The following is a 14,107-nucleotide window of genomic DNA, read 5'->3' on the forward strand; positions in this document are numbered from 1 at the left end:
CGCTTATAAATCAAAATTAATTCTCAGTTTCTTTTCCGAAAGGTTTTACTACATAAAGAAGAGCCGGCGTTATTGTGTAATCTGCCAGAAGAGCACCCGCAAGACCTGTAACAGAAAGCACTCCGATTACGCACAAATAATGGATCGGACTGAATATATAAACCGAAAAAATCGAGCACAAAATAAACGTTGTCATGAACATCGATTTTCCTATTTCTCGGAAAGAAGCACGCATTGCACCAAGATAGGTTCCGTGTTTTTCGAGTCCATATTTCAAATGAGTTGTTAAGTGGATGGTGTCATCAACGGCAATTCCAAGGATGATAGGCATGACAGTCATCGTGACAAAATCTAGAGACAGTGCAAAAAGCCCCATCACTCCGCCAACAAGAATTACAGGAACAACATTCGGAATCATTCCGATAAGACCTGTTCTGATACTAGAGAAAGCAAGTATAAGCATGATGGCAATCACAATGAATGAGAACATAAATGATTTAAGCTCGCCACGAACCATCCGACTGGACATCTCGGCGTATTCAATCATGTCACCGATTATGCAGCATTTTGCCCCAGGGAAAAGTTCTTCGAATTTTTCATTGATTGCCCGAACATCAGCAATCGCAAGCTCACTTTCAAAATTCGACATATCAACGTTCACGCTTGCGATTCGGAATTCATCGTCCATCACCTCAGTAAAATCTTTATTCATATCTATAGAAGAAAGTTCCAGAAGCTGGGCAAGAACATAATCCTCATGAGGCACGGTAAAGTATTCTTCTCGCCCCTCATTCAACGCACGGTTCATTTCCTTTAAGATTGCAGTTACGGATGACACATGAGGTTTTTCTCCAGATTTTTTTGTAAGGTTCAAAGTGCCCAAGAAATCTTCGAATTGCTCCAAAGCCTGCATTTTCTCCGGCTGTTTGAAAGAATCAATATCATCGTAAGCTATCATCGTGCAGTAGCTGTATCTTGAGCCAATTTGCTTGGAAATGATTTCCTTTTCTTCTATCATGTGAGGAAGTTTTGTTCCCGACATTTCAATCATATCGATTTTGATTGCAATTTTAAAAATAAAGGGGATACAAAGGGCAACAATTGCTGTAGTAATCACGATAACAGGCCATCGCTTGCTTTTTACAGTCTCTGCCCATTTTTCAAAACACAAATCAATCTTACCGGCTCCTTTTTCAGCGACATCAGAAGCTTTTGGAAGGCGATTTTTGCCAAATGAGAAACAAATCGGAATCAGGACTGCGACATAGGCATAAACCGCAAGAACAACAAGAGCCGCCGTTTTTCCCATCCATGAAATTGGCTTCATATCAACAAAAATAAAACTGACCAAAGAAGCGACCGTAGTGAGAACAGTAAAGAACACTGACCAGCCACTTTCCTCAACCGTCTTTACTGCCGATTCAATGCGATTTCCAGTCTGCCGGAAATGCAGCTTGAACATGTTTATATAATGGATGGAATATCCAATTGAAAGCGCAATTCCCAAAAGAACAGGAAGAGTTACAAGAGATAAATCAGCCTTTTCGCCAAAATATGACATTGCTCCCATGACAGTCGCAATCGCACCGATTGTAGTAAGAGATGGAATTATGACACCAAACGGAGTGCGAACGAACACAATCAAAAAGACAATCATCACCGCAAATGCAAGAAGTACGCGAAGAATTGCATCAGGAATCTCATACATATCTTCCATTGCATCAGAGTACGGCATTCCGCTTCCATAAAGCTTATACTTATCAGATTTGAATTCATCGCTGCTAAGAATTTCGTAGAGAGCCTCGCCGACAGCAGTTGAATCATCATCGGCATTCTCAAAAGGGAGAAGAGTCAAACTAATCCACGTTTCCCTTCCGTCCTCGCTCACAAGATTATTAATAAGCGAATTGGTCTTTTCTGTGCCACGGAGAATGAAGGCCTTTTTTGCGGCAAGTTCTTCCTTATCAGAAGGAATGCCCTGCTCATAAGGCTTAACGACTTCGAACCCCTCTTCGTTTCCGACAGGAATATCCACCTCAATCAGAGATGTAAGCTTATCGGCAAACGGGATCTCCATCATGCGCTCACCAAGCCGGTCTATTACGGTAAGAATTTCCTCGGAGAATACATCGTCTGCTTCAAGGAGAACTGCAACATTCGAAATATTTCCGAAGGTAGACTGATACAAATCTTTATCCTGCTTTATTTTGTCAGCATTGCCATACCAGCCTTCACTTCCATTCGCAATTTCGAATTTTGAAAGTCCTAAACAACACACAATCGTGAGAATCAAAAAAACAACGAGAACAGGGAGACGGTATTTTATCTGAGCCCTGCCGATTTTTCCAAAAAATTTATTTATTGTAGAAACTGTCATAACTCCTCCAAAAATTAGAACGAAATTTTGCCTTTGAGTGTAACACAACTCAAATCACGGTAGATTCCATACATTCCTTTTTTGTTATCACGGCCTTCAAGGTAAAAATCTCCGATAAGGCTCACTGTTATTGAATCAGTCAGGCTGTAATCGGCTTCTGGTTCAATAAATGATGAATAATCACACAAATCAAGCTCGCTATGCACGGATAAAGAAAGTAATTCATTTAAAAGCGATTTTGACAATGTGAGCGTGGCCTGATGAACATAGCGTTTTCGGTCGAGTTCTTTGACACTGCCAGCAGCATAATCCGCCACATACTGTGCCATGATAGACCAGCCGGCACCTGCATCCCAGTCAAACCCCAGTAAGCCGACAATCTGATTTCTTTTTAGGGCAGAATCAACTTTTGAACCAGAGAGCATACACTCTTCCTGATATTCTTCAGTCGTCTGTATATATCTTCCAGGGAAAAATGCTGTTTCAAGACGGAATACAAAAGCCCCGAAAGGAATTGCCGCATCAGCACCAAACATTAAAAGCCGCTTGTAAGACCCACTAATATTTATACCAGAAATATCTAAGTCTTCAGATTCGCCGGTAAAATCAGGCTGGTATTCAAAGAATGGAGTGTCTTCCCAGCCATAAAATCCGTAAAAGGAAAGGTCGAATTTTGAAAAATACGAGCTGAGACGAACCGCATACTCGCTGTTTGAAAGTTTTTTCTCCGGAAGCTCAAATTCTTCCCAGCTTTTTGGATAACGAATCTCATAATCATCATAAGATTTTGGGAAGAAGACAGGATTAAGAGGATTTCCTTTTGCAAGAGGAAGGGTGCTCGGCGTAAAAAATGGAATCCAATAAGCATCAAGCTGCATTGAATTCTGTATGAAAGAAAGACGGAGAGCATCAATTCCCAGGCGGCTTTCCTTATAATCTGCCGCAATCAATGAAGAAGAATCCTGCGGACACAGGATATCGGCGATTTGAATTGAATCAGCCTTGCCCCATGCCGCAATCTGTCTGCCAGCCCTGATTGCATAAAAACCACCATTGTAATCAAAATAGGCTTCTTTTAGCTTGAAAGCAAAGGTTCCATCATTAGAAACCAAAGATTCCGTTCCGTTCGGCGATTGTCCGGCAAGTGCATCATACACAAGCTGAGAATTGACAAATAATGTGCTGTCATCTGTGTATGACTTTATCGTGCTGTCAAAAACAGTCGTTCCGACAAGAAAATGCCCCTTGTTTTCATGAGTGGACGGAAGGCCGGCACCTGCCTGGGCAGTCAAATTCCCGGAAAAAGAAATTTCCTGAGCAGAAAGTGACCCAAAAAAAGATATTGCAAATAATGCTGAAGAAAAAAATCGAACTTTATTCATGAACGCCTACCACTATATATATACTATAATAAGCCATGAACACGAATAAATCAATATAATTTTAAGAGAATCTTATGTATATTTAAACGGACTTGTCACCGTCATTGTTTCGCCTGAGACCGGGTGAGGAAAAGTGAGGCTTTCGGCATGAAGCATGATTCTCTCATAATCCAAACCTCCATAAAGACTGTCACCAAGAATCGGAATGCCCAAGGATGCAAGGTGCACGCGGATTTGGTGAGTGCGTCCAGTTAACGGAGAGCACTTTAATAGGAGAAAAGTGTATTTTGAGCCGGCCGGAGCAAAGTCTGGTAATGATTCCGGGTCAATTTCCTTCAAAACTTCAAAATCGGTACGAGATGAAAGCCCGCCATTTTTTTCGCTGACCTTTCCCCACTTCGCCGCCTGCCCTTTGGGGCTGATTCTGCCCATCGGAAAATCAACGGTGATTTTTTTGCCGACCGGGAATTTTGTGGATTCGGAAGATTTTACTGCGACAACGGCATTGTAGACTTTTCGGGCTGTGTGGCTTTCAAACATTTCGTGGCAAGCCGCATTCACGGAGCGGGTTTTGGTGAATAAAATAACGCCGCTCGTATCACGGTCGAGGCGGTGCATGATTCCAAGATACGGCGGATTTTTTGCGTTCGGGTGCTCAATTTTCTGCCGCTCAAACAAAAACCGAACGATTGCCGCATGAAGATTGTCGCGGCTTCCGACCATTCCTGCTTCGGTCGGAAAATGCGTAGGTTTATTCACTACGATTATATTTTCGTCCTCAAAAAGAATATCTTTGGGAGTAAGCTCATAGTTTATATCATCGGGCTGCTTCTCAAAAAAGAGCTTTTCTTCATCGATAAGAACAGAAACTTCACTCCCAGCCCGAAGATTGAAGCCAGGAAGCCGAATCTGTCGCCCGCCCACGCTCACGCTTCCGGCAACAATCAGGCGGCGTATTTTAGAATTAGAAACCTCCGTCCCCAAAAGATGCGGAAGCTGCAAGCGGAGAAATTCATTAAGAGAAACTGATTTTTGAGCGACAAGACAAAATGTTTTCATAAGGAAAGTGGTAGGGTATGTAGCCCCGAAGTAGCCGCAGGCTATGAGCGTGAGCGAAGGGCGAAACACCCGCCCGCCAAAGGCGGGACCGCCCCAATTGCTAATTGCTACTTGCTACTTGCAAACTCCTAATTTCTAACTCCTAACTCCTAACTTTTAATACCCCAACTCTTCGCCGACGAGGACAATCTTGATTCTGCCCTTGTTTTTACAGATGCGGGTCTTTACAAAGATTGCGCAAATGTCCTGTTCGTTGGCAAGCTTGAGGCGCTTTGCGTTCAACGGAGCTGCGATTTTTAGGGCGCGGCTTTCAAGGTCAGCTTCGGTCGGAACGATTTTGTTGATTCCAACTAAGGCGACAACTGAAGCCGGGCCGAATGTGATTGCAGCTACACGGTTTCCGTTTCCGTCGATGTTGTATAGAACTCCGTCCTCGCTTACGGCATTGAAGCTTGTGAGGAAGGTGTCTGCAAAGAAAGCCTTGCGCATGAGTTCAGTTCGCTCTTCCGGGGATTTCGCTGTGTCACGGTCGATTACCTTGTAGTTGCCGCTTTTTACGCTGGCCAAAAGGCCTGATTCTTCGACAGAAACAGAGCCGCCCCAAGAAACTGTACTTCCTTCCGGGATAAAAGCAAGAGCCTTTTCGACAGCCTCAGCCTTATTTGCGGCAAAAACTGCCTCAAATCCGCGTTTTTTAAGGTTTTCGATAATTTTATCTGTATCCATGCTCTATCCTATTTTGAAAATTTCTTTTTGAGGACGATCATTGTTCCTACGAGAAGAACTGCACCTACAATCCATGAGATGATTCCGCTTGCGAAAATGCCGAGGGACTGAGTGAAGCCTGCGACGATGTATGTTAGGAATGAAACGCCTGCAACTGTGAGTGCATAAGGGAGCTGGGTTGAGACATGGCTTACATGCTCACACTGGGCGCCCGCACTTGCCATGATTGTAGTGTCGGAAATCGGTGAACAGTGGTCTCCGGCAACGGCACCAGCCATACAAGCTGAAATCGAAATGATTCGCAAGGGGTCTCCGCTTCCCGGGAAAACCGCGATACAGATTGGAATGAGGATTCCGAATGTACCCCAAGAAGTTCCTGTTGCGAATGCAAGGAATCCTGCAATCACGAAGATGATGGCCGGCAGGAAATTCTGCAAGCCTTTTGCGCTTCCTTCTACGAGACCTGCGACATATTTTGAAGCATCCAGAGAATCAGTCATTGCCTTGAGGGTCCAAGCCAGAGTAAGAATCAAGATGGCCGGAACCATTGCCTTGAATCCGTTTGGAATGCAGGCCATGCAGTCCTTGAAAGAAAGGACGCGGCGAATCTGATAAAGGACAATAGTAAGAATCAGGGCTGCGAATGAACCGAGTACAAGACCTACAGAAGCATCGCTGTTTGCAAAGGCATCAACGAAATTTTTGTGGTCTTCGCCGCTTGCAAAGAATCCGCCTGTGTAAATCATGCCGACAGTACAAAGAACGATAAGGCTTACAATCGGGAATACAAGGTCAAAAACCTTTCCGCGGGTCGTAACTTCTTCATCGGTGTCGTCAATCATGTCATTGCGGCTGTTTTCAAATTTTGCCATGGCTCCGAATTCAAAATTCATGCAGATTAAAAGGAACATCATGCCGATTGTGAAGAAAGCGTAGAAGTTGAAAGGAATTGCCTTGCAGAAAAGAGCAAGACCGTTCTCTCCTTCACTTACGAAGCCAGCGACTGCGGCTGCCCATGAAGAAATCGGTGCAATGATACAGACAGGAGCGGCTGTTGCATCGATAAGGTAAGCGAGCTTTTCGCGTGAAACCTTGTATTTTTTGGTAATCGGGCGCATGACCGAACCGACTGTGAGACAGTTGAAGTAGTCGTCGATGAAGATGAGTACACCGAGACAGACTGTTGCTAGCTGGGCGCCAAGCTTTGACTTGATGTGCTTTTTTGCCCATTCGCCGAAAGCTGCTGAACCGCCCGCATTATTCATGAGGGCTACCATTGTTCCAAGGACAACAAGGAAGACGAGAATGCCGACATTCCATGCGCTTGAAAGCTGCTTAATCATGCCGTCAGAAAAGACATGAGTGAAAAAGCCAGTGAAACCAGAGCCCGCGTCAATAGCAAAGAAGGCTCCGCCAATTAAAATACCGATAAAGAGTGAAGAATAAACTTCTTTTGTGATGAGTGCCAGCGCAATAGCCACGATTGGAGGCACAAGAGAAAAGAATGTTCCAGTCATTTTTTACTTTCCTTCCTTTGAGAGAGATGTGAAGTCTGTTTTGAGCGGATTTTCAACACCGTCGTTCTCAAGTTTTTCGATTACAGCGATAGCGTAATTCAATTTGTCCAATGCATCTGCCGCACAGTATGTTTTCATCTGTTTGAGAGCATCAATTACAGTTTTATTTGTCATAATGACACCTCCTTACTTTTTATAACTTTTAAAGAGTAACACAGTTTTTGAAATATGGGAACCTCTAAAAATTCACCCAGCATCGAACTTTATGCCCAGAGGCTATCTCACGCCATTCAGGGATTTGGTTCTTGCATTTTTCGCAGGCTTGTGGACAGCGGTGGGCAAAAGGACAGCCGTGCAGGCTTTCGAGGGTAGTTTTTACTTCGCCGTTTGAGTTTGAGGCAGAATTGTCGCTTCCAGAGAAAAGAAGCTTTGTGTATGGATGGGCGGCACTTTTGTAGAGGTCTGAGGCAGGAGCCTCCTCAACCAGAAGTCCCCGGTACATTACGCCGATTGTGTCGCAGAAGTAGCAGGAAACACGTAAATCATGTGCAATAAATAGAAAGGAAATGCCCCGCTTTTCGCGGATGTCCTGCAAGAGGTTTAAAATCTGGCTCTGAACCGAAACATCGAGGGCACTGACAACCTCATCGCAGAACATGACTTGTGGCTTCATAATAAGGGCACGGGCGATTGAGATTCGCTGTCTCTGACCGCCTGAAAATTCACTGGGCCGTTTTTCCAGGTCCAGCGGGTCAAGGCCGACTTCTTCCATGATTTGAGAAGCCTCTTCGTAAGCGATTTTCTTGCCCGGCCAGATTGATGAATATTTGTAGCTGGCGGTAAGGATATTGAAAACCGTCATGCGGGGATTGAGTGAGCGGGATGGATCCTGGAAGACATACTTGATTTTTTCACGGTAGTCGCGCAACTGCTTACGGTTAAATAGAAGAACATTGCTTTTTTCCTGCCCTTCTGCCCGATAATAAATCGCACCGCCGTCTGCCTTGTACATCCTCACCAACATTCGGGCCGAGGTCGTTTTGCCACAGCCGGATTCACCGACAAGACCGTAAGTTTTGCCCCGCTCGATTCCGAAAGACACGTCATTTACCGCGTAAACGAAGCGGTCGTTTTTGGCAAAAAATCCTGCGTCTAGTGTGAACTTTTTTGTTAAATGGTCAGCTTGGATTATATAATCAGACATACGATTATTATAATGGCTACTTCGTCATAAACGCAATTGCACCATCCCAGTTTTCAGGCGGATTTGCAATAAATTCCTCACATCTAGAAAGCATGAGCTTTGCGGCCTTGTCACCGTTCACAATGGCAAGGGCCTTTTCGAAGTAATTTTTGGCCAGATTCCAGATTCCCTGCTTGTACAAGTCCATGCCCTTCAAATATGCATCCTTGTAATCGAAGGGAAATTCTTCCGCGCTACGGTCAACCGCATAAATCGGAACGGCATTTTTTTTGCCCTTTACGCGAACGTCGTCCAGATGGCGGAAGCAGAATGAATCTTCGCCCGCATCCTCAAGAACGCTCTGGCTGACCAGAATCTGGGTTCCGTAAGTTTTTGTAAGTCCCTCAAGTCGGCTGGCAAGGTTTACGTTGTCACCGATGACTGAATAATCGGTTTTGTCCTTGGAACCGATTGAGCCTACGATTACGTCTCCGTAGTGGATTCCAATTCCGATGTTGAACTGCATTCCGTCCGGGAGAACCAGGTCGCCGATTTCAATAGTTGAAAGGGCTTCCCGCATTTCATAAGCCGCGCTGACTGCCCGGTGACAGTTGTCCTCGTAGCTTACAGGAGTTCCGAACTCAGCCATAATCGCGTCACCGATAAATTTGTCGATTGTGCCGCCGTGCTTTTTGATTATGTCTACCATGGTAGAGAAATAGCGGTTAAGGAAGGCAACCAGAACATCCGGCTTGTTCTTTTCACTGATGTTGGTAAATGAGCGGATGTCGCTGAAAAGGATTGCAACGGCACGGGTTTCGCCTACGCCGATTTTTTCATCGCTGGTATCTGCCTGCAAAACGAGGCTGTCGATAATCTGCTCAGGAACAAAGCGGCTGAAAGCCCGTCGGATTCGCTTTTCGAAAAAGATTTTTTCCTTGACGATAAGGGCCTTGCTGAAAATGTCGCCTACACTTTTTACGCAGAAACCGAAGAATTCCTGCTTTTCGCTGGTAATATTGCCTTCTGAGACGATATGGATGCTTCCAAAATATCCGTTTCCGTCGACTGTCTTGAGGCTGTCATTTTCATAGCTTGAAAGCTGGACCTTTCCGCTGAAGAACCTGTCCAGAGCATTCCTCTTTTCAAGGCATTTGGGCGTGATTTTTGCCGCATTGCAGTCAGGCTGAATTTTCTCAAAATCAGAGGAACAGACATTGATGAAGTCCGCAATATCCTTTTCACCCAGATTTTCAGAGCAGACATAATAGCCATGGGGTCCGTCATTTTCTACGATATACATGCAGGCAATCGGCACCTCGCAGACTTCCGCAATCAAAAGGAGCATGGACTTAACCATTTCCTCAATGTTCTCAAGATTTATAATCAGGTGCACGAGATTTGCGTAAAGGGCGTTTTTATAGGAAGTTTTTGCCAGAAGTTTCGCACTCTGCAGGAATAAATATGAATCATCGATATTTTTCTTGAGCTGGGAAAGTGACCCCTTATCCAGTCTCTGCCCCGAAAGCTGGGCAAGCTCATCGACATTGAGGACGAGGGTTTTCTGGTCCAGGCGGACAAATGAAGTCGCCCCGCTGTCTTTTGCAAAATCTTCGTCCAGCGGACTCGGAAAACTCGCGTACATTCCGATTGTCAAATCCTTAAAGCACTTCATCGAACGCACGATACGGACGATTTCAAATCCGTTCGGATTCTGGATGTCACAGTTGACCAGAAAAAGGTCGCAGGGATTTTCAAACAAGGCGTAAATTGCAGCCTTACCGTCATTAACAAACTGAATCGTATAGTCATCGCTGTCCAGAGTTGTCGTAAAGAGTTTCTGCAATGTAACCGAAGTTTCAAGTATAAGAAGTTTTTTGCTCATCTTTCTTTCCCCTCTTTAATCCTTTATAAGACTCTTGATTGTGCTTATAAGCTTGCTTCGCTCAAAGTCACTCTTGGCGATAATGGCATTTGCACCCAGCCGTTCAAATTCCGCAAGAACATCAGGACTCTGGTCAGCAGAGACGATTACGACAGGCACTTCCTTGTACTGCTCAAGACGACGCAGGTTATCAAGAAGGACCAGACCGGTCATTCGAGGCATGTCTTTGTCCGACATTACAAGGTCATACTGCTTGGCCTTGGCCTTTTCAAGACCGTCAATTCCGTCAACAGCCGCATCAACAGCAAAGCCCGCACCTTCAAGAATGGAGCGCTCAATCTGGCGTGTGGTATCAGAATCATCAACAATAAGAATATGCTGGACTCGCTTTTTAGATGCCGCCTCGTATTTCTTTATGTCGTAGCCGCGGAGAGACTTGAATTTCTTGAGGATGTCAGGAACATGAAGAATCGGAACGATGTCATAGTGCTCGTCAAAGACAATTCCCTGAAGAATCGAAAAATTCTTAAAGGCATCAGGCAGGGGTTTTACGACCAGGGAAACGAACTGCTGGACCTGCTCAACGACAATACCGATTCGCTGCTCCATGTATTCGGCGATGAGGATTGAATCGGCATCCTGATTTTTATTGCCCTTCTGCTCGTCAAAAAGCGATGAAAGCGAGAAGCATGGGATAAGCTGGCCTTCAAGGCGGATGTAGCTCTGGTTCTGAAGGGTGATGTACTCGTTCTTTTTTCGGTAAATGATGTCAACGATATGCTGGGACGGAATGAGATATTTTTCTTCGTTGGAATAAACGAAAAGTCCCTGCAAGGTAGAAAGAGAAAGAGGGAAATGCAGGATAAATGAAGTTCCCTTGCCTGCCGTACTTTCAATTTTGATTCTTCCCTTGATTTTTTCGACTGTCGCCCAGACCACGTCAAGACCAACGCCCCGGCCTGAAAGTTCAGTAACCTTGTCCTTTGTAGAAAAGCCTGACTGAAAGAGGAACTGGGAAAGTTCACGGTCGCTCATGTTTTTGATTTCTTCCGTGCGCTCAGGATAGACTTTTGTCGCCTTTTCCCGGATTTTTTCGTAATCAAGACCCCGGCCGTCATCGCTGATTTTAAGCTCAATGTGCTTTGTCTCGCGTACACAGCTGATTGTGATTGTTCCCTGCTTGTCCTTGCCAGCCTTTTTTCGGTCTTCCGGGCTTTCAATTCCGTGATCAAGGGCGTTTCTCACAAGGTGCATGAGGATGTCGCCAAGTTCTTCGAGGATTACCTTATCGATTGCAATGTCTGTCGAAGGGATGTCACATTTTACGTCCTTTCCAAGATTCATGCTTTCGAGGGCAATTGTATTTTCGAGCGGCTTTAAGACTATGCTGATTGGAAGCATGCGCAGGTCGAAAACCTGCTCCTGAACGCTGAAAATGGAAGTTTCCAGGGCGTAAATGTCGCTTTCAAACTGCTTGCGGATTTTTGCCAGGTCGTGGTTGCCAGTGGCTTCCTCAAATTTCTGAAGTTCGTCCAGCTGATGCTTAAGATGGAATTCCCGCGTAATCATCGTATCGAAGGCCGTGATGATGTCGTTTACGCGAGAAAGCTTGATTCGGATTGACTGGATTTCACTTACAGGCTCGTTGAATTCGTCCTCATCATCTTCCTCAAGATTCTCACCCTTCTCACGCTTGATTTCATTTATGAAGGAATCTATATCGATAAGCTCGCCGGCTGCGATTTTATCACAGTACTGCAGGTAAGACTCGATGTCCTTTTCATCCGTGCCCTTTTTCACTATTGATGCAACGCACTCTTCGATTTTGTCTGCAACCGCATATACAAGCTTTACAAGACGGTCTGTATTCTTGATTTTACCGTCCTTTACGCTTTTATAGATGTCTTCTACCGAATGAGAAAGTTTTTCAACCGTAGGAAAGCCGAGCATTCTCGAATTTCCCTTGATTGTGTGGAGGCTTCTTAAAAGACTTGAAAGTGCATCCGAATCACTCTGAGAGTTTTTGAGGGTCATTATATCTTTTCGAGCCGATTCCAGAAGTTCCTTGACTTCCGAAACATAGCTTTCGATTATATCAGACGAGACTTTAGCCATTTGACTTTACCTCCCTTGTTTTTTTCCGAAAATAGAAAACACTTCCGTCCATGATTTTTTCCAGTGATGGCGGAAGAACATTTGAATCAAACTGCGCGATTTCGCTCATTGAAACAAAAAGGATTCCTCCGTCAGCAAGACACTTTTCTGCAATTGAATTTAAAATCCTTCTGCGGAGATCCTGACTGAAATATATGAAGACATTTCTGATGAAGATGATATTCTGATTTTTAGGCAGGTTTACGTCTCCCATAGGCGTGTCGATTTTTGACAGATTTATCTCCCTGGTCTGAATGCAGGACTTGATTTCATCCGAGAAAGCGATTTTTCCCTCATCAGTTCTGTAAGGCAGGAGAAGATTTTTATAGGTAAAGCCATCGACAGAGCGGATTGAAGATTCCCAGAAAACACCCTTGTTGCAGTGGTCCAGAACCTCTGAATTGATGTCACTGGCAGTAACCAAAGCCTTTATGCCGCAGCATTTTGCCAGCACGGCAAGGGAATAGGCTTCCTCACCATAAGAACAGGCGGCGCTCCAGATTTTTATGGGAGCCGTACCGAACATGGCCTTCCACATAGGAAAGTAGCGCTCCTTTAAAAGGGCAAACTGCTTTTCTTCCCGGAAGAAATATGTTTCATTTACAGTGCTTTCATTTATGAATTCTGTAAAGAGATTTTTGTCAGAAAGAAGCTTCAACTTGTATTCCGCAACAGTAATATTTTTTTCAGCCAGTTTCTTTTCGATATAAGTCTGAATTCCTGCACGGTGACTTGAACGCGGAATGATTCCTGTTCCGACTGTCAAAAGAGAAATGAAATAGTCTGTTTCTTCCTGTGTTAGTGCAATCTTTTTCTCTTGAATCATTTTTTCACCAATTCCAAAATTCGATTTGAAATATCACCGCGCGGTAAAATTTCCTTAGCTCCGCCCGCTTCAATCGCAGCGGCAGGCATTCCAAAGACAGTACATGTGGACTTATCCTCAACGATGGTCCATCCGCCCTTATCGCAGATAACCTTGCAACCGTCCGCACCGTCCATGCCCATTCCGGTCAAAAGAACCGCCAGGCAGGATTGTTTATAAAATTGCGCCGCACTTCTAAATAGCTTGTTGACGGCCGGCCTCAAAAATCGTTCGGGTTCCTCGTCGGACAAATGCAGGACAGGCGTTCCGTTAGACTTTGCGTAATCAATCACAAGATGCCTGTCAGCAGGAGCCATGTAAACGTGAGCCGGCTTGGCTTCTTCACCGTCCTTTGCGATTGTAACATGGATGTTATGGCACTCTCCGGACAGCCACATGGCAAGATTTTCATCAGCACCGACTTCAACATGCTGGGCGTAAAGAACTGGGAGAGGAAAATTCTTTCCAAGACCTTTGAGAACCTGGGAAACCGCAGAAGGACCGCCGGTTGAAGCTCCGATGCAAAGAATCTTAAAGGAAGCGTCACTTGAAGAAGTATCGCTGCCGGATGCACATTTTCGCGGGGCCTGGGAAATTATCTTTGAGAGGCGCTCTGAAACAGAGTCAAAAAATGATGGATCGTAGCTGTTGAGCTTTGGCTTCAGCATTGACTCAGAAACGTTGAGGGACTTGGATTTAATGAGTTCTTCATCACTTCCGGCCAGAAAAAGAATAGGAAGCTGATTTGACATCGCAAATTTTTTAAAATCCTCGAAAATTATGGATTCAGTTAAGTCAAAGCCGCAGATTATGACGTCAGGCTCATTCTGCTGAATGCTTAATGCAAGCTGTCTTGAATTTGGAACAGAGGCAATTATCTGTAGACCGGAATATTTCTGCAAATTCTGCTCGAAAATGGCACGAACTACAGCAGAAGTGTCCGCAATTATGATTTTCAT

Annotated in this window: 11 protein-coding genes; all 11 read right to left on the reverse strand. The window is 44.7% G+C overall.

Annotation, left to right across the window (positions count from 1 at the left end; genetic code table 11):
- Positions 1-16 precede the first annotated feature (16 nt).
- The 11 genes from HNP76_RS08155 to HNP76_RS08205 all read right to left on the reverse strand — a co-directional run bounded on the left by HNP76_RS08155 (position 17) and on the right by HNP76_RS08205 (position 14,107).
- Complete coding sequence (locus tag HNP76_RS08155; RefSeq protein WP_184659350.1) at positions 17-2,377, reverse strand: efflux RND transporter permease subunit; 2,361 nt, start codon at positions 2,375-2,377, stop codon at positions 17-19.
- 14 nt (positions 2,378-2,391) lie between these two features.
- The gene (locus tag HNP76_RS08160; protein ID WP_184659352.1) at positions 2,392-3,759 is read right to left on the reverse strand and encodes a DUF1302 family protein; all 1,368 of its coding nucleotides are present in this window, start codon (positions 3,757-3,759) and stop codon (positions 2,392-2,394) included.
- 72 nt (positions 3,760-3,831) lie between these two features.
- Positions 3,832-4,818 carry an RluA family pseudouridine synthase gene (locus HNP76_RS08165; protein WP_184659354.1) on the reverse strand — a complete coding sequence of 329 codons (987 nt, stop codon included), beginning with the start codon at positions 4,816-4,818 and terminating at the stop codon, positions 3,832-3,834.
- A 156-nt stretch (positions 4,819-4,974) separates the two neighbouring features.
- The gene (locus tag HNP76_RS08170) at positions 4,975-5,544 is read right to left on the reverse strand and encodes a lactate utilization protein (RefSeq protein ID WP_184659356.1); all 570 of its coding nucleotides are present in this window, start codon (positions 5,542-5,544) and stop codon (positions 4,975-4,977) included.
- Positions 5,545-5,552: 8 nt separating this feature from the next.
- Complete coding sequence (locus HNP76_RS08175; protein WP_184659358.1) at positions 5,553-7,061, reverse strand: Na+/H+ antiporter NhaC family protein; 1,509 nt, start codon at positions 7,059-7,061, stop codon at positions 5,553-5,555.
- Between the two features lie 3 nt (positions 7,062-7,064).
- Entirely contained in the window at positions 7,065-7,235 is a 171-nt protein-coding gene (locus tag HNP76_RS08180; protein ID WP_184659360.1) for a hypothetical protein, read from the reverse strand.
- A gap of 64 nt (positions 7,236-7,299) precedes the next feature.
- Entirely contained in the window at positions 7,300-8,265 is a 966-nt protein-coding gene (locus tag HNP76_RS08185) for an oligopeptide/dipeptide ABC transporter ATP-binding protein (RefSeq protein ID WP_184659362.1), read from the reverse strand.
- Positions 8,266-8,281: 16 nt separating this feature from the next.
- Positions 8,282-10,129, reverse strand: coding sequence for an adenylate/guanylate cyclase domain-containing protein (locus tag HNP76_RS08190; protein WP_184659364.1), 1,848 nt, complete (start codon positions 10,127-10,129; stop codon positions 8,282-8,284).
- A 15-nt stretch (positions 10,130-10,144) separates the two neighbouring features.
- Positions 10,145-12,244 carry a hybrid sensor histidine kinase/response regulator gene (locus HNP76_RS08195; protein WP_184659366.1) on the reverse strand — a complete coding sequence of 700 codons (2,100 nt, stop codon included), beginning with the start codon at positions 12,242-12,244 and terminating at the stop codon, positions 10,145-10,147.
- A complete protein-coding gene (locus HNP76_RS08200; RefSeq protein ID WP_184659368.1) occupies positions 12,237-13,109 on the reverse strand; it encodes a CheR family methyltransferase in 873 nt (290 codons plus the stop codon). The genes HNP76_RS08195 and HNP76_RS08200 overlap by 8 nt, the downstream gene beginning before the upstream one ends.
- On the reverse strand, positions 13,106-14,107 hold the full coding sequence (locus HNP76_RS08205; RefSeq protein ID WP_184659370.1) for a chemotaxis protein CheB: 1,002 nt from the start codon (positions 14,105-14,107) through the stop codon (positions 13,106-13,108). Before HNP76_RS08205 ends, HNP76_RS08200 begins: the two co-directional genes overlap by 4 nt.

Origin of the sequence: Treponema ruminis, assembly GCF_014201975.1 — a bacterium.
Taxonomy (GTDB): Bacteria; Spirochaetota; Spirochaetia; order Treponematales; family Treponemataceae; genus Treponema_D; species Treponema_D ruminis.